This is a genomic window from Hymenobacter cheonanensis (assembly GCF_030581075.1).
Lineage (GTDB): Bacteria > Bacteroidota > Bacteroidia > Cytophagales > Hymenobacteraceae > Hymenobacter.
This window is the reverse complement of sequence record NZ_JAUQSW010000009.1, coordinates 69,255-84,874: the sequence shown is the minus strand read 5'-3', so window position 1 is coordinate 84,874 and position 15,620 is coordinate 69,255. Positions and strand designations below refer to the sequence as shown.

General features: G+C 61.4%; 13 protein-coding genes and 1 riboswitch. Of the genes, 5 read left to right on the top strand and 8 right to left on the bottom strand.

Translation table 11 applies throughout. The features are described from left to right. Nucleotides 1–38 precede the first annotated feature (38 nt). From Q5H89_RS16670 to Q5H89_RS16655, 4 genes are read left to right on the top strand one after another with little or no spacing between them, the layout of a single operon-like run. Nucleotides 39–1,154, top strand: a complete 1,116-nt coding sequence (locus Q5H89_RS16670; RefSeq protein WP_305020475.1) for a DegT/DnrJ/EryC1/StrS family aminotransferase — start codon at nt 39–41, stop codon at nt 1,152–1,154. A gap of 15 nt (nt 1,155–1,169) precedes the next feature. Further along, on the top strand, nt 1,170–1,493 hold the full coding sequence (locus Q5H89_RS16665) for a hypothetical protein (RefSeq protein ID WP_305020474.1): 324 nt from the start codon (nt 1,170–1,172) through the stop codon (nt 1,491–1,493). 21 nt (nt 1,494–1,514) lie between these two features. Next, nucleotides 1,515–2,552, top strand: coding sequence for a Gfo/Idh/MocA family protein (locus tag Q5H89_RS16660; RefSeq protein WP_305020473.1), 1,038 nt, complete (start codon nt 1,515–1,517; stop codon nt 2,550–2,552). Between the two features lie 14 nt (nt 2,553–2,566). After that, nucleotides 2,567–3,226 carry an HD domain-containing protein gene (locus tag Q5H89_RS16655; RefSeq protein ID WP_305020472.1) on the top strand — a complete coding sequence of 220 codons (660 nt, stop codon included), beginning with the start codon at nt 2,567–2,569 and terminating at the stop codon, nt 3,224–3,226. Here the strand turns inward: Q5H89_RS16655 and Q5H89_RS16650 are convergent. Next, nucleotides 3,191–4,054 (bottom strand): hypothetical protein, encoded by an 864-nt coding sequence (locus Q5H89_RS16650; RefSeq protein WP_305020471.1) that lies wholly within the window; start codon nt 4,052–4,054, stop codon nt 3,191–3,193. The genes Q5H89_RS16655 and Q5H89_RS16650 overlap by 36 nt on opposite strands. A gap of 164 nt (nt 4,055–4,218) precedes the next feature. Continuing rightward, nucleotides 4,219–4,330: riboswitch (SAM riboswitch) on the top strand. A gap of 237 nt (nt 4,331–4,567) precedes the next feature. Here Q5H89_RS16650 and Q5H89_RS16645 point away from each other — a divergent pair. Beyond that, nucleotides 4,568–6,016: an amino acid permease gene (locus Q5H89_RS16645; protein ID WP_305020470.1), complete on the top strand. Its 1,449-nt coding sequence runs from the start codon at nt 4,568–4,570 to the stop codon at nt 6,014–6,016. A gap of 90 nt (nt 6,017–6,106) precedes the next feature. On the opposite strand, the gene Q5H89_RS16640 is transcribed toward Q5H89_RS16645, so the two are convergent. From Q5H89_RS16640 to Q5H89_RS16610, 7 genes are all read right to left on the bottom strand, one after another. After that, the gene (locus Q5H89_RS16640) at nt 6,107–6,523 is read right to left on the bottom strand and encodes a response regulator (protein ID WP_305020469.1); all 417 of its coding nucleotides are present in this window, start codon (nt 6,521–6,523) and stop codon (nt 6,107–6,109) included. Nucleotides 6,524–6,544: 21 nt separating this feature from the next. Beyond that, nucleotides 6,545–9,463, bottom strand: coding sequence for a PAS domain-containing sensor histidine kinase (locus Q5H89_RS16635; RefSeq protein ID WP_305020468.1), 2,919 nt, complete (start codon nt 9,461–9,463; stop codon nt 6,545–6,547). A 196-nt stretch (nt 9,464–9,659) separates the two neighbouring features. Then, on the bottom strand, nt 9,660–11,144 hold the full coding sequence (locus Q5H89_RS16630) for a lipopolysaccharide biosynthesis protein (RefSeq protein ID WP_305020467.1): 1,485 nt from the start codon (nt 11,142–11,144) through the stop codon (nt 9,660–9,662). 26 nt (nt 11,145–11,170) lie between these two features. Beyond that, nucleotides 11,171–12,571, bottom strand: a complete 1,401-nt coding sequence (locus Q5H89_RS16625; protein WP_305020466.1) for a DUF7033 domain-containing protein — start codon at nt 12,569–12,571, stop codon at nt 11,171–11,173. A 13-nt stretch (nt 12,572–12,584) separates the two neighbouring features. Next, entirely contained in the window at nt 12,585–13,892 is a 1,308-nt protein-coding gene (locus tag Q5H89_RS16620) for a hypothetical protein (protein WP_305020465.1), read from the bottom strand. A gap of 80 nt (nt 13,893–13,972) precedes the next feature. Then, nucleotides 13,973–14,686, bottom strand: a complete 714-nt coding sequence (locus Q5H89_RS16615; protein ID WP_305020464.1) for a PIG-L deacetylase family protein — start codon at nt 14,684–14,686, stop codon at nt 13,973–13,975. Further along, a complete protein-coding gene (locus tag Q5H89_RS16610) occupies nt 14,673–15,611 on the bottom strand; it encodes an acyltransferase (protein WP_305020463.1) in 939 nt (312 codons plus the stop codon). The genes Q5H89_RS16615 and Q5H89_RS16610 overlap by 14 nt, the downstream gene beginning before the upstream one ends. Between the last annotated feature and the right edge of the window lie 9 nt (nt 15,612–15,620).

Here is a 15,620-nt window from a genome sequence, read left to right as displayed (position 1 = left end):
TTTTGCCCGTTGCCTTGCCCGATTTATCACCCATTTCTATGCTCGACCTCGCGGCCGAGCACGCCGCCTACCAGGCCGAGCTGGATGCCGCCTGGCGTGACACTATGCGGGAGGCGGCCTTCATCCAGGGGCCAGCCGTGGGCGCGTTTGCCGCCGAACTGGGCGCGCACCTGGGTGGCGCGCACGTGGTGCCCTGCGCCAATGGCACCGACGCCCTTACGCTGGCCCTGCTGAGCCTGGGGCTGCCGCCCGGCGCCGAGGTGATTGTGCCGGCCTTCACCTACGTGGCCACCCTGGAGGCCGCCGCGCTGCTAGGCCTTAGGCCGGTGTTGGTCGACGTGTTGCCCGATACCTTCAACGTAGACCCGGCGGCCGTGCGCGCCGCCCTCACGCCGCGCACCGGGGCCGTAGTGGCCGTGCATTTATTTGGGCAATGTGCTGATTTAGAAGAGCTGACGGCTATTTGCCGGACGGCCGGGGTGGCCTTGATTGAGGATAATGCGCAGGCGCTAGGGGCCACTTTTGCCTTCGCCAGCGGCGCCGCGGCCTACGCTGGCACGGTGGGCGAGGTAGGTACTACGTCGTTCTTCCCAAGCAAAAACCTGGGCTGCCTGGGCGATGGCGGCGCGCTATTCACCCGCGACGCGGCTAGCGCCGACCTGCTGCGCCAGCTGGCCAACCACGGCCAGAGCCAGAAATACCTGCACCAGCGCATCGGCCTCAACTCGCGCCTCGATACCCTGCAAGCCGCCCTGCTGCGCGTGAAGCTGCGCCACCTGCCCGCCGCCCAGCGCCGCCGCCAGGCCGTGGCCGCCCGCTACGATGCCGCGCTGGCTAGCCTGCCGGGCCTGCAAATTCCGGTGCGCGATGCGCGCAGCAGCCACGTGTTTCATCAGTACACCATCAAAGTAGAAGGCAAGGGCCGGCGCGATGCCCTGCAGGCGCACCTGAAAACCCAGGGTATTCCGAGCGCCGTGTACTACCCGCTGCCGGTGCACCAGCAGCCGGCATATGCGTACCTGGGCTACCAGCCAGGGCAGTTTCCGGTGGCCGAGCGGCTGTGCGGGCAGGTGCTGTCGCTGCCCGTGCACCCGGGGCTAGCGGCGGAGCAGCAGGCGCACATTGTGACGCAGCTGGGTTACTTCATGGGGTGAGGTGAATAAAGCGGCATGCAAACCGCTCGCCCACCCTACATCCGGCATCACGCCATCATTGCCGGAGTGTCGTTGCTGGTTACCGTTGGCTACTGGTGGCAGCTAAGAAGCTTTACGGCCGATGTGCACAAGAATTCACCGCACGGCTACGAGGGTGAGGGGGCTTTCCTTATCGTAATCCCGCTGTTGTTCCTATTGCTGCACGCCGGGTTTTTTAGCCTGGTGGCGCTGGAGCGCGTGCTGCGCCGAAACCACGCGCCTATGCCGAAGTCGGACCTACTTTTGGGGCTGCTGCCGTTGTGGCTGTGGCTACTATTTCTCCTGTTCAGGGCACTTTAAGTTTATTATAGGTAGCTGACTTTGACTATCTCTGCTGAGGTTTCTGCCGCACCTGTTCGCTTCGCTATTTGCGGCGTGGGCCACATTGGCCGGCGCCACGCGGCGCTGGTGGCGCGCCACGCCGGCGCCAGCCTGGTGGCGCTCATCGACGTGCGCGAAGAATTGCGGGCCGGCCTCGCGGCTGAATTTTCGGGCGTGCCGTTTTTCCGCTCTTTAGAAGAATACTTGCTAAGCGGCCCCGCTGCCGACGTGCTCACCGTAGCCACGCCCAATGGCCTGCACGCGCCGCAGGCCGTGGCGGGCCTGCGCGCCGGCCTGCACGTGGTCATCGAAAAGCCCATTGCCCTGCACACCGCCGCCGCCGAGCTTATTGTGCACACGGCCCGGCAAACCGGCCGGCTGGCCTTCGGCGTGATGCAAAACCGCTACTCGCCGCCCGCCGCCTGGCTCAAGCAGGTGGTTGGCGAAGGCCGGCTAGGGGAGGTGTTTCTGGTGCAGCTCAACTGCTTCTGGAACCGCGATGCGCGCTATTACCAGCCCGGCGGCTGGCGCGGCACCCAAGCCCTGGATGGCGGCACGCTCTTCACGCAGTTCAGCCACTTCGTGGATTTGCTGTACTGGGTATTTGGCGATATCACCAACATCACGGCGCGCTTTCGCGATTTTAACCACCAGGGCATCACCGAGTTTGAGGATAGTGGCCTCGTTTCCTTCGACCTTGTGCGCGGGGGCAGCGGCACGCTCAGCTACAGCACCGCCGTGTGGGACCGCAACCTCGAAAGCTCCCTTACGGTGGTGGCCGCCCGCGGCGCGCTCAAGCTAGGGGGGCAGTACCTCGACAAGGTCGAGTACTGCCACCTGCAAGACTATGAGCTGCCCCGGCTGCCGCCCACCAACCCCGCCAACGACTACGGCCCCTACCAGGGCTCGGCCGCCAACCATGTGCAGGTGATTGACAACGTGGTGAATACCGTGCAAAACCGCAGCACCGCTACCACCAACGCCCTCGAAGGCCTGAAGGTGGTCGAGATTATCGAACGCATTTACGCCCTTCGCTAGCTCCCTTCCTCGTCATGAGTACGTTCAATTCGTTCGACCTTGGCCGTCACTGGCATCAGCTCACGGAGCCATTTCAGCCCGACTACACCCGCCGTGAGGCCGAGCGCGTGCGCGTGATGGATGCTTATTCGGCGCCGCAACGGCATTACCACACCTTGCAGCACCTTCATAATCTGCTGGATAAGGTGGCCGATTTTCCCTTGCAGGATGCGGCCGTGGTGGAGCTGGCCATCTGGTACCACGACGTTGTGTATAATGCCCTGGGTTCGGACAACGAGGCCAAAAGCGCCGAGTGGGCGCTGGCTTTTCTGCAGCAAACCACCCTGGAGCCCGCCCGCCAGGCCCGCGTGGCCGACTTTATCCGGCGCAGCCAGGACCATACCCAGCCCCAGCCGCCCGGCGATGCCGACCTGCTGCTGTTTCTGGATGCCGACCTCAGCATCCTGGGCGCGCCCGAGGCCGCGTACTGGGACTATGCCCGCCAGGTGCGCCGCGAGTATCAGCTGGTGCCCGACCTGCTCTACCGCCCCGGCCGGCGCAAGGTGCTGGCCAGGCTGCTCGACGCGCCGGTGCTCTACCATACGCCCGCTTTGCGCGCCGAGCTCGATGCGCCCGCCCGCCGCAACCTGCAAGCCGAGCTAGCGGCCTGGGAGCGCGGCGGGCTGCCCCACTGATTTGGCCATGCGCTCGTAGGCCTTGCGGGTGAGGATGGCTAGCTGCTGCTTTTCGAGGTCGAAAATGGATACGTAGTCCTGTCCAACGACCAAGTGCTGCGTGCAGCCCGCCGGGCGGTACAGCAGCACGTTGCAAATGTCGGTAGCGGTGATGTAGGGGTGGGCCGCCAGGTGCGAGTGCATCATGCCCCGGATGGCGCCCGGCGCCTGGCCGGCATCCCAGCTCAGAGGCAAGTAGCTGTTGTGCAGGCGCTCAACTGCCGTGAGCTTGCCGGCGGGGTCAAACGTGAGCAGGTGGTCGTTGCCGATGGGCACCAGGCTGCCCTGCTGCGGGCCAGTGAGCACGTACACCCGTGTGCCGCTAGGGTCATCGAGCAGGTCCAGGTTCAGGGAGGTATTGGCCGGTACCGGAAACTCCTGGCGGTGCGCGTTGATGCTGGCCAGCGCCGCCTGCCGAATGCCATAGAGCCGCGCCTCGGCGGGGCTGAAAACCCCCAGCGGCTGAAAGCGGCTGGTGCCCACGCGCACATCCTGGCGCGGAAAAAGGTAGCTGGCTACCAGGGGCGTGCCGGCCTGCCCCGCCGATTCTTTATTCCAAAAGATGGTGCATACCGAGTCGCCCCGAAAATAAGTGAGGTAGCCCCCAAGCTGGCTGCGGTCGAGGGTAGTGGCCAGCATCAGGTCGGTAGCTACCCAGGCTGCGCGCTCCGACTGGTACAGCGTCAGGCCTTCCTGCAAAATGGCCTCGGTGGGCGGCTCGGCCGCCGGCGCCGCCAGGGCCAGGCGCAAAAGGGAGGTGACAAGCGGGAAGTAAGCGGGAGCGGCCATAGCAAGAAAGAGTAGCGAAAAGGGAAGATTCTTAATCCAGATGCCAGCCGGTCGAGTATTCCACGGCGTGACGGCAAATATATCGGCCTGCTGGTAGTGGCACTCACCAAACCCACATCCGGCCGTACCTTTGCCCTAGTCGAGCCGGCCGCTAGCCTAGCTTGTTTTTATAAAGAGGCGCTGAGAGATAGGCTCTGCGACGCGCCGGCAACCCCCAGCCACCCGCTGGAACGGTGCCAACCGACCGGCCGCCAAACTATGGCGGCCATATAAAAGCCCGTGGCGCTTTCTGCTTTTGCTTCCTGTTTCTACCCCTCATTTCCCGGCGCTGCGGCGCGGGCTGGCTCCGGCGGGGCTAGCTGTTGTGGATAGGGAAGGTTCGCCGCTTAGCGGTGTGACAACAAGTTGTATCTCAAATTTTTAGAGGGTTGACTACAACTGGCCGGGCGCGGGTGCGCAGCGGCTGGGGCAGTCGTTTTGGCGCAGGCCGCGAGGCTGCGCCGCATCGTATTTATGCTGAAAAAATCACTGGAACTCCTGCGGCAGGAAGCTGCCGAATCGGGCACGGGCACGCTCAAGCGCAGCCTCAACGGCGTGAGCCTCATCGCCCTGGGCATTGGGGTTATTATCGGGGCCGGGCTGTTCACGCTCACGGGCATTGCGGCGGCCAACCACGCCGGGCCGGCCATCACCATTTCCTTCGTAGTAGCGGCAGTGGGCTGCGCCTTTTCGGCGCTGTGCTACGCCGAGTTTGCGGCCATGGTACCGGTGGCCGGCTCGGCTTACACGTACTCCTACGCCACCATGGGCGAGCTGTTTGCCTGGATAATCGGCTGGGACCTCGTGCTCGAATACTCGGTGGGCGCGGCCACGGTGGCCATCAGCTGGGCGGGCTACCTGCGCAGCTTCCTCGAAAAATATGGCCTGCACCTGCCCGCCCGCTTCGTGCTGTCGCCCTTCGAAACGGCCACGCTGCACAATGGCGCGGTGGTGCATGGCTACGGCAATGTGCCGGCCATGCTCATCGTGCTCGCCATCACGGCCGTGGTCATCCGGGGCACGTCGGGCTCGGCCTGGTTTAACGCGCTGGTAGTAGCCCTGAAGGTAGCCGTGGTGCTGGTGTTCATTGCCCTGGGCTGGCAGTACATCGACCCGGCCAATTACCACCCCTTTATCCCGGAAAATACCGGCACTTTCGGCGAGTTTGGCTGGAGCGGTATCCTGCGCGGGGCCGGCGTTATTTTCTTCGTCTTCATCGGCTTCGACATCGTGGCCACCATGGCGCAGGAAACCAAAAACCCGCAGCGCAACATGCCCATCGGTATTCTGGGCTCCCTCATTGTCTGCACCATCTTATTCGTGCTATTCGGCTACGTGCTCACGGGCGTGGCCAACTACACCGAGTTTAGGGGCAGCGCCGCGCCGGTAGCCGTTGCCATCGAAAAAACGCCCTACGCCTGGCTGAGCGGGGCCGTTAGCCTGGCCATCCTGGTGGGCTTCACCTCCGTGATTCTGGTCGATTTGCTGGGGCAGTCGCGGGTATTTTTCTCCATGTCGAAAGATGGCCTGCTGCCGCCGGCCTTCTCCAAAATCCACCCCAAGTTTCGCACGCCCGCGCAGTCTAACCTGTTGCTAGGGGTGTTCATTGCCTTGTTTGCGGGCTTCGTGCCCCTCGATGTGGTGGGCGAGATGGTGAGCATCGGCACGCTGCTGGCCTTCGTGATGGTGTGCCTGGGCGTCATCATCATGCGCCGCACCAACCCCGACGCGCCGCGCAGCTTCCGCACGCCGTGGGTGCCGCTGGTGCCCATCCTGGGCATTCTTACCTGCCTCATCATGATGCTGAGCCTGCCCTGGCAAACCTGGCTGCGCCTGGGCGTGTGGCTGGCGATAGGGCTAGCCATCTACTTCGGCTACGGCAAGCAGCACAGCAAGCTGCGCCAGGCAGCGGCGGCGGAGTAGCGAAGGGAAAAGTAAAAAAGGGGATTAAAAAGCTGGCGTAGCAGTCAGCTTTTTAATCCCCCTTTTTTTATTTGATGCTGGCCCTAGCTGCTAGCCGTGCTGGGGCAGGCTGCGCTGGAAGTGCAGCTGCAAAATGCCGTCTATCTTTTCCTGGGTCAGGGGCTTGCTCACAAGGCCGGCGATGTTAAGCTCATCGAGGCGGCCCAGGTCGCGGGCGTCCATGGTGGTAGTAAGCATGATGACGACCGTGGCATTGCGCTGGGTTTGGGGCAGCTGGCGGTAGGCCTCCAGAAACTGAATGCCGTTGAGGCCGGGCATGTTCACGTCGAGCAGTATCAGGGCCGGCTCGTCGGGGCCGGCTGTGTGCTCGATAATATCGAGCGCCTGGGCGCCGCTTTCGGCCACCAGAATGCGCTCGGTCACGTTCAGGCTTTTGAGCAGCAGCTCGTTCAAAAAATTATTGGTAGAGTCATCGTCCACCAGCATTACACTGGAAAGCTTTTCCATAAACAAAAGAATAATAAGCAATTAGGAGGGCGTCGGGCCCGGGGCAGGCAGCACGACGGTGAAGGTGGAGCCCACGCCCGGCTGGCTCTGCACCGTAAGGGTACCGCCGGCGTTCTCTACCATTTTTTTAACCATGTACAGGCCTACGCCCGAGCCCGGCACGTGGTGGTGCAAACGGCGAAATAAGCGAAATAATTCGCCCTGCTGCTGCTCGCTCAGGCCCAGGCCGTTGTCTTGCACCTCCAGCACTACCTGGCCGGGGGCGGCCGGGCGGCAGCGCAGCTCCACTACGGCCGGGCGGTCGGGGGCGCGGTACTTCACGGCGTTGCTGAGCAGGTTGTAGAGAATGCTGCGCAGGTTTTTGGCCGCAAAATAAACCGTGGGGCACGCCGCCAAATCCAGGGTCAGGGTGGCGTCGGCGGCCGTAAGCTCGGGCTGCATATCGAGGCGCACGTCTTCGGCCAGGGCTAGCAGGTCCACGGCCTCGGTGGGCTGGTCGAGCATGGCCTGCTGCAGGCGTGTCACGTCGGTAAGGTGCCCCAGCGTTTGCTGAAAGCGGCGCACGGCCCCGTCCATCAGCTCCAGCAGGCGCGGCACCAGCTCGGGCTGCTGGGCGGCCGGGGGCAGCTGCTGGCGCAGGGCCAGCAGCAGGCCTTCAATGTTGGTAATGGGCGACTTCAGGTCGTGCGAGGCCGAGTACACGAAGGTATCGAGGTCGGCGTTGGTGCGCGTGAGGCGCAGGTTGGCCTGGTGCAGCTCCTCGTTGGTGGCCCGCATGGCCGCGTTGATGGCGGCCAGCTCCTCGTTGAGGGCGTGCACCTGCTGGCGGGCCGTAACCTGGGCCGTGACCTCGGTGGCCACGCACACCACGGCCAGCTCGCTCGTGGCGCGGTGCAGGGGCTGATACACAAAATCGAAGTAGCCAACTTCGCCGGGGCGGTGCCGGGCCAGCCGGTAGGGCTGCGACTGGGCCACGTAGGGCACCCCGGTGCGGCGCACCTCATCGAGCACCGCGCGCAGGCCCTGGCCGTCCAGCTCGGGCACCGCCTCAAAAAACGGCCGGCCCGTAATCTGGCCAGGGGCGTGCTCCAGCATGTCGCCCATCAGCGGGTTCACGAGTTCCAGCACGTAGTCGGGGCCCCGAAATACGCAAATAGCCACGGGCGCCTGCGCCAGCAGTTCTTCCAACTGCTGCTGCTGGGCTTCGCGGGCGTGCCGGGCCAGCACCTGCTCGGTTACGTCGTACACGAAGGCCGCCACTCCCACAATCACCTCGGCCTCGCGGTAAGCCTGGTACGCAAACGTGACGTAGCGCGGGCTGCCGGGCTGCAGCTCGGCCAGGGGCATCTCTAGCACCACCTGGCTTTCGCCGGTGTCGTACACACGGTCGAGCAGCGCGACCAGGCCCGCCAGCTTCACGCGCGGGTACACCTCGCCCAGGGTGTGGCCCTGGATGGGCCCTAGCCACTCTTCGGGCGGAAACAGCTCCTCGAAGGCCGGGTTGTAGTAGTCGATGCGGTGGTTGGGCTCGCGCAGCAGCACAATAGCGGCGGGCGTTTGCTCAAAAATCTGGTACAGGTCCTGGCGCTCCTGGGCGCGGCGCTGGGCCACGGCCAGCATGGCCGCCTGCATGGTGGTGGTTTGGCGGCGGGTGCGCACCTGCTCCGTCACCTCAAAAGCAAACACCACTAGCCCATCGATGCTACCGGCCGTGTCGTAGCGGGCCTGGTAAATAAAATTAAAGTACCGGTCTTCGAGCTGCCCATCATTGGGGCGGGCGAATTGCATAAGCACCTCGTCGCCGTGGAAGGTCACGCCCGTTTCGTACACGCCGCGCAGCATATCCTCCACGGGGCCGCCCGCTAGTTCGGGCAGGGCCGCCAGCACAGCCTGGCCTGCTAGCTGGCGGCCCGGAAACAGCGCCTGGTAGCCAGGGTTCACCAACTCAAATACCAGGTCGGGGCCCGCTAGGGTGCAAATAGCAGCGGGCGCCTCCATCAGCAGGCGCTCGAGGTAGTGGCTTTGCTGGGTAGCCTCTTGGGTGCGGGCCAGCACCTGCACTTCCAGGGTGTGGGCGAGCTGCTCGGCCTGCTGGCGGGCCAGCACCTGCTCGGTTACCTCGGTGGCCGAGGCAATAATGCCCGTAATAATACCCCGTGCGTTGCGCAGGGGCTGGTAGACAATGTGGAAATAGCCGGGTGCCAGCTGCCCCGAGCCTGCGCGGGCAATATCGACATACTGCTCGCGCAGGTAATACGGCTGCCCGGTTTGGTAGACCTCGGCAAAAATGGCTTCGAAACCCTGGCCGCCCAGGTCGGGCAGGGCCTCAAAATGGGGCCGCCCGATAATCTGGGCCAGGGGCCGGCCCCACAGCAGCGCCATTTCCTCGTTGGCAAACGTGACGACGTGCGTGGGGCCATCCAGAATGGCGATGGCGATGGGCGCCTGCTCCAGAGTAAGCTGCAGCGTGGCCCGCTCGCGCTCGGCCTCCTGGCGGGCGGCCAGCTCGCGGGCCTGGCTGGCGCGCAGCGCCTCCTCGGCGGCCGTGCGCGAGTGGTCGTTGTTGTCGGTAAAGCTCACGGCCAGCAACTCCTCGCAGCGCTGGGCCACCAGGGCGTAGTAGCCATCGAGGCCGTCGTGCTGATACAGATTTTGGCGCTGCGCGAGCTGGCCCGACAGAAAGGCGTCGCGGTAAAACGCAAATACACCCGCCTCCGCCGCCGTTGGGTAAAGCGTCAGAAATGACTCGGCCGGGTATTCGGGCAGCCGCAGCATGCGCTGGGCCGCCGGGTTGAGGCGGATGCTGTCGAAATCGCACAGCTCGCCGGTGCCCGCCGCGTAGCGCGGGCGCATCAGCATTATGCCCGTGAGCGACACCACCAGAAGTACTTCGGCCAGGCCGGTTGAGGGTGGCACGGTCGAAACGGAAATTTCAGACATGAAAGAAGAGACAGCCCGGGCAAACCGGGAAAGTGCTAGGGGGTAAGCTGCCGCCACAGGCCCTGGGCGGTGCCCCGCAAATAGCGGGGGCCCGCGTTTCGTTCCGCGGGTAGCTTACTTAAGACGAAATACGCACGCAAAGCCCGCCGGTAGGGCCTGGCCAGGGCATTTATTTTATGCAGCAGTAAGCAAAAAGCTAGGAAAATGTTCGGCGCCCGCCCGTTAGTTTTTGTGCCAGGGCCGATACCTCGGGTACCCACCCCGTGGCCAGCAGCCCCGCCCCGTAGAGGATGGTGAGCACGCCGCCGCGCAGCAGCAGCGCCAGCCACACATTGACTGGGGCGGGCAGCGCCCAGGCCACCAGCGCCGCCCCGCCGGCTAGCCCCAGAATGTACAGAATGCGCCGGTCGAAGGGTTGCCAGCCGAAGCTACGCCACACAAACCAGGTGCGCAGCAGGTTGATGCCGGCCAGCGCCAGCGCATTGGATAAGGCCGCCCCGGTGAGCCCCAGCCACGGAATCAGCAGCAGATTGAGCCCGATAATGCCCACGGCCAGCCCCACGTTGAAGAGCAAGTCGTAGCGGTAGCGCGGCGAGGTCACCACAATAATGCCGTTCACGCCCGTGATGCCGTCGGTGAGGCGGCCGGCCAGCAGCAGCAGCACCGCCGTGGTGCCCGCCGCGTACTCGGGCCGGTGAATAAGCGAGTAGATGAACGGTAAATTCAGGCCGATGCCCAGCGCCAGGTAGCTGCCCAGCGCGGTGGTAAGGCGCGTGGAGCGGCGGTAAAAATCGAGCAGCTTATCGGTCGCGCCTTCCTTCCAATACTCGGCAATGAGCGGGTAGGCCGTCTTGTACAAGGCCCGAAACGGCACCGCCAGCGCCGTGCTGATATTGAGGGCAATGGTGTAAATACCGGCATCGGCAAAGCTGTGCGAGCCCAGCATCAGCGAGTCGATGGTGAGCAGCAGCGTGCCCGAAATATTGCCCAGCAGCGCGAAGCTGCCGAAGCGCACCAGCTCGCCCACCGGCCGCACCCGCAGCACCGCCCGCGTGGGCCGCAAATGCAGCTCGCCAATGGCCGCCAGGTACCCTAGCAGCAGCGCCGCAATGGCCGCGTAGCTCCCTAGATACGCCAGCACAAACCCCTCGAACGAGAGGTAGCCCGCCCCAAACAGCACCGCCGCCCCCACAATGAGTAGGCGCTGCAAAATATCAGTCAGAAACGATGAGAACGAGGTGTGAAACAGCGACTTGGTATACGCCTCCAGCAGGTTGTAGAGCAAAATGCACAGCGCCAGGCCCAGCATCACGGCGTAGTGCGGGCCTAGTAGGGCGGCGTCGTGGGCGTACCAGCGCAGCACTAGTGGCCGGCCCAGCCACAGCGCCCCCGCCACCAGCACAAACAAGGCTAGCGGCAGCCCCAGCAACAATACCAGAAAACCCGAGTGCCCGGTTTCGCGGTTGCGGAAATACGGAAAATACCGCAGCGTCGTATTGGTAAATCCCAGCGCCGACACTAGCGCGCCCATCGTGGCCAGCGACACCAGAATGGACGTGAGCCCCAACTGCGCCGGCGCCAGCAGCCGCGGCAGCACCAGCGTAGTATTGACAAAGCCAATACCCAGCCCGATGTAAGAAATAACCGTGTTGCGCAGCCCCTGCCGCTGAACGATACCCAAATTAATTATGAGTTATTAAGTATGAATTATGAGTTGGGCTCGGCCGTAAATTCTTCCCAGATTTCGTGGCCGGTGCGAAATATTGCGCCCTGCTGCTGTAAGTGGCGCATTATCTCGTGAAATTGCTGCGGGCCGTTTTGCGTATTATTTGGGTCAAAATTCTCGTTGTGCCACAGTACAGTAGCCACGCCGCCAAATCGTTTTATTTCGGCAAAAACGGGGGCTAGCGCGGGAATAATTTCGGCGGGGGGCAGCTGTAAATAATTAGGGTGGTGTAGCGTGGCGTCCATCACATTGAGAGGGATTTCGAAAAAGTCAAATTCTAAGCGAAATTCAAAATCGAAGAGATAAAATGGTAGACAATAGCTATGGCGAAAACCATAGTGTTCGGCATAGCCCAGCGTACTGTCGTATCTGTATTTCTCTTGCGATTTTGCTGGAGTCACGTCTAGTATAAGTGGCGTAATACGCGGCTCCCAACTCAAGTAGTGGAAGCGACAACCGATAACCTCAGCACCAAGCTTATTGTCTAGTCCAAAAATTGTAGCTCCTGCCCCGGTGCTGCTTCCCAAACTGCCGTGTAGCCCAATTTCGTAACCTTGCGTTGTTAATTGAGCTAGCCGCTGCTGTAGTTGCCTTGTGAGGCGATAGTCAGCATTAGGGATACCGTCCTGACTCTTTTGATGAGTAGGAAGAATGAAAAACGTGGAGCGTCCGCCGTATTGCGCCACCGCTGCTGCCACGGTTTCTAGGTTATCCCAGGCATCGGGCTGGGTGAGGTGCTGCCATACTAATTTACCAAATCGGCCAAACTTGCGCTGCTGCAACGCGGCCTTGGCCGGCGCTTTCCAGGCACTGTATAAATTGTCAACGTCGTGCGAAATAAAGGCCGCGAAATCAGCTTGCTTATTGCCCCAGTGGCGGCAACGTAGCGGCGTATTACTGACGTATTCAACGGCCGTTTTCAATACGTCAAAATAATAGTTAACGACCGGTAATGTCACGAAATTATAGCGCTTTTGCACGCTTGCCGCGTAGGGAAAACGGCCGTGCTGGTCGCGCTCATTCGAGAAATATTCCTGCCAGCCGCTCAGTAAATAAAACGCCGCCGAAATAATATCGGCCGAAATAAAAATCTTATTATCAGCGTAGGAAATTAACGGGTGGCCCGGCGCATTATCGAAGAAAAACGGGACTTGCCGGCCTAGCCACTCGCGCCAGTTGGGCGCGGGCGGGTACGGATTATTCTCCGCGAAGAAATTACCGCTGGCCTCCGCTATCTCTACCTGCGGCTGCTCGCCCGCGTAGCCAATACTCACGGGCGGGCTGCCCGGGTAGGCCAGCCGGAAATGCCGCAGCACATACGCCAGCCGCGTTGCGGCCGAAAGGGCAACCGGGGCGGCGGGCGGAAGGGAGTTGGCTGGCATAACAGCCCCAAAACTACGCTCCGCTGGCCGGGCCGTCGAGCCACTCACCCAGCCGCTGCACGGCCAGGGCGCGGCTATGGCCCTCATTGGGGGTACCGAGGGTGGCGTTGTAGTAAGCCGCGCGGCGGTAGAGGTCGGCGGGCTTATGCTGGGCTAGCCGGCGCAGGGCCGCCGCCAACTCGGCCGGCGAGTGCGCCCACTCGCTGAGGCCGTGGGCGGCGTAGCCATAGTAATCGGCCAGGCTGGCCGTGGGCGTGAAGCGGTAGTAGAGGCTGGCCACGTTGAGCAGCGTGGCTTCGAGGTGGGTGCTGGTGTCGGCGGCCACCAGAGCATCGTGCGTTTGTAAAAACTCGAATACGTTCTCCTGCTGCGGGTTGCTCCACTGCAAGGCGGGCAATGCCTGGCGCAGAGCGGCAAAATCGCGCCGGTCGCTAGGGTGGGGGCGCAGCGTGAAGATGAGTTCGGGTAGCTCGCGCAACAGGTAGGCCAAGGTATCGGCCACGGCGGGCAACTCGTCGAGCAGGTTGCAGGCCACGGCCACGCGGCGCACTCGCGGGGTCAGGTTGCGCTGGCTTAGAAAAGCGTCGGCCTTAGGCATCCCTACCAGTTCGACGTGCCCGCGCACGGGGCCGCACTGGCGGTATTTATCCAGCGCGTCCTGGCCTTCGAGCAGGCTTAAATCGAAGCCTAGCGGCGGGAAATTGGTGCTCACGCTGGCGTGCTGCACGTAGGCGGTGGGTACGCCCTCGGCGCGGCAGGCCAGCAGTAGGGCGCGGGCATCGTCGTTGTGGTCGTTGGCAAATACCACGGCCCGCGGCCGGTAGTGGCGCAGGGCGCGCCGGTACACCTCGTAGTAGCCAATGGCGTAAAAAATGAGGTCGAAAAACCGCGTGGCGCGCGGGCCCACCAGCCGGCGCAGGCCCAATAGCGCCGCCGGGTATTGCCAGTAATACAGGATTTTGCGCCGCAGCGAAAGCCGGTTTACCTCTTTGCCATAGCGCCCGATATTTTTGCCCTGGCCCGCCACCAGTACCGCATCGCTCCGCGCCTCCCGGATAAAGCGCAGCGCCTCGTAGTTATTGGCGCTCACCACATATAGCCACACCGCGCCCGCCAGCCCATCGGGGTTTTTCAGGGGCTGAAACAGGTGGCCCACCAGCCGCAGCCCGGCGTAGGCCGCTACCCGCGCCAGCCGCCGCCAAGGGCTGGCGGGCGAAATGCTGGCTAGTATTGAAACAGGAAAATTAATAAAGTGGTCAGTAAAGCGTACAGATAATATATCCCGCAACCTAAGACTGAGCAAATAATAAAAGCGAGACATAGTATAAATAGCCACTAACAATTTCTGCACGAAAGGCTATTCTGAATAAAGTAAATTTGCTGATAAGGTACTTAGCAGGCCTAGCCAATATGCCGAACTAACATAAATGCTTCAGCCAATGACTGGCCCGTAACAACACCCCACCGTTGGGCAAGCAAGCGCAGGGCTTCGGGCGAGCGGGGGTGGGGGTAAATGCGCTTTTCAAATTCGTAGGCTTCCATACCCATGATTTTAGCGGCTACATCTTCTTCCGTAACTGTTAAAAAGAAATTAGGTAAAAAAGGCTGTGGATAGCAGGCTGCCTGCCACTCGGTTGAGGAAGGAGTTTCGCAGGCCAGAATGGTGCGGGTAGGCTCGCCCGGCAGCGGCCGGCAGGCCGTAATAACTGCTTCGAAAGTGCGGCGGTGGTCGATATTAGTATCCCCGCCGTGATGGGTGAAAATAAGTGTGGGTTGGAAAGCTTCCTTCTCCTGCTCCACTATTTTAATAATATCCAATAAATCGACTGAATCGAATCGATTGTCCGCAAAATCATAAATACCCGTAGAAGCATAGCCAATAGCCGCTGCTGCCCGGGCAATATTACTGCGATGAGTGGTTAGGTCAGCGGCCCAGTGTGCGGTATCACGGGTAGCCGTGCGTGACGTGAGGCCTTCGCCTAAGATTACCGCCCGCGCTTCACACCCATGGCGCTTCACAAGCCGATGAATACTAGCTCCCAGGCCTAGTAACTCATCATCGGGGTGCGCCACTACTACCAGTATGCGTTGGTTATCAATGCTAAAGCAGCTCATTGGGCGGATATAAAAGGTGCCGGTATTCCTCAGGCAAAATAGAGGAGAAAGGTTTGCCAGTGTAAAACTTAATGCCTCGGCGCCGCAAATAATCCCGAAAGTCCTCTTCCGTATTCGTGAAAGCGCCGTGGGCTTGCATGGCAGCCAAATCAAATACCACTTTATTGCAGCTTATTAGTTGCTGCTCTTCATTATAGTGCAAATTAACTTTCAACTCTTTATAGGCTGCTAGCTCGGTATAATCATGTAATACTTGCTTAATTAGCTGCGTATTACGTGCCGGATTCTCGTTAGGATAAACATTCTCACGCAGTATTTTCACTGGTATTCCGCCAGCTAGGCAACCGTCAGGCAAATCCTTGTTAATGAGTGAGTTGGTGCCAATTACGATATTGTTGCCAATGCGCCGGTTGGGTAGTACTGTAGTGCGGGCGGGTAACCAGACATGATGCCCAATACTAACGGGGCCGAAATCGGCCGGAAAACCATCTAGAATGGGCAGAAAAGAGCCGTGCGTCCACACTGCTACGTCTTCGCCAATGCCTACATACTCTCCGATGTCGATGCGGTGATTTGTATTTAACGTAATACGGGCACAAATCATTGAGTAAGACCCAACTGTGAGATGCGCATCAGGGCTGAATTTCCCCCCGTGCCCTACGGTAACATGCGAATCCCAAAACACATATTCACCAAGCCTTATCGTGCGAGCCGTCAGGCTATTATGACTGCCCATCGTGGTAAGCGCGCCGATTTCAAGACGCTGGCCCACGAGAAATGTATTATGCGCCCCGATTGTCACATCGTCGCCAATAATACATTCGGTGGCCCGAATGGTGGTATGCGGGCCTACCTGCACATTATGGCCTAGCTGTAGTCGCTCAGCTATAATATAGCTGCCATTTTCAAAGCGGTGAATTTGCATTGGATACAA

Excerpts from the sequence above, each read along its gene's own strand:
- Q5H89_RS16665 (WP_305020474.1), top strand. The coding sequence starts at position 1,170 with ATGCAAACCGCTCGCCCACCCTACATCCGGCATCACGCCATCATTGCC.
- Q5H89_RS16610 (WP_305020463.1), bottom strand. The coding sequence starts at position 15,611 with ATGCAAATTCACCGCTTTGAAAATGGCAGCTATATTATAGCTGAGCGA.
- Q5H89_RS16625 (WP_305020466.1), bottom strand. The coding sequence starts at position 12,571 with ATGCCAGCCAACTCCCTTCCGCCCGCCGCCCCGGTTGCCCTTTCGGCC.
- Q5H89_RS16620 (WP_305020465.1), bottom strand. The coding sequence starts at position 13,892 with ATGTCTCGCTTTTATTATTTGCTCAGTCTTAGGTTGCGGGATATATTA.
- Q5H89_RS16645 (WP_305020470.1), top strand. The coding sequence starts at position 4,568 with ATGCTGAAAAAATCACTGGAACTCCTGCGGCAGGAAGCTGCCGAATCG.
- Q5H89_RS16640 (WP_305020469.1), bottom strand. The coding sequence starts at position 6,523 with ATGGAAAAGCTTTCCAGTGTAATGCTGGTGGACGATGACTCTACCAAT.
- Q5H89_RS16650 (WP_305020471.1), bottom strand. The coding sequence starts at position 4,054 with ATGGCCGCTCCCGCTTACTTCCCGCTTGTCACCTCCCTTTTGCGCCTG.
- Q5H89_RS16670 (WP_305020475.1), top strand. The coding sequence starts at position 39 with ATGCTCGACCTCGCGGCCGAGCACGCCGCCTACCAGGCCGAGCTGGAT.
- Q5H89_RS16655 (WP_305020472.1), top strand. The coding sequence starts at position 2,567 with ATGAGTACGTTCAATTCGTTCGACCTTGGCCGTCACTGGCATCAGCTC.
- Q5H89_RS16615 (WP_305020464.1), bottom strand. The coding sequence starts at position 14,686 with ATGAGCTGCTTTAGCATTGATAACCAACGCATACTGGTAGTAGTGGCG.
- Q5H89_RS16635 (WP_305020468.1), bottom strand. The coding sequence starts at position 9,463 with ATGTCTGAAATTTCCGTTTCGACCGTGCCACCCTCAACCGGCCTGGCC.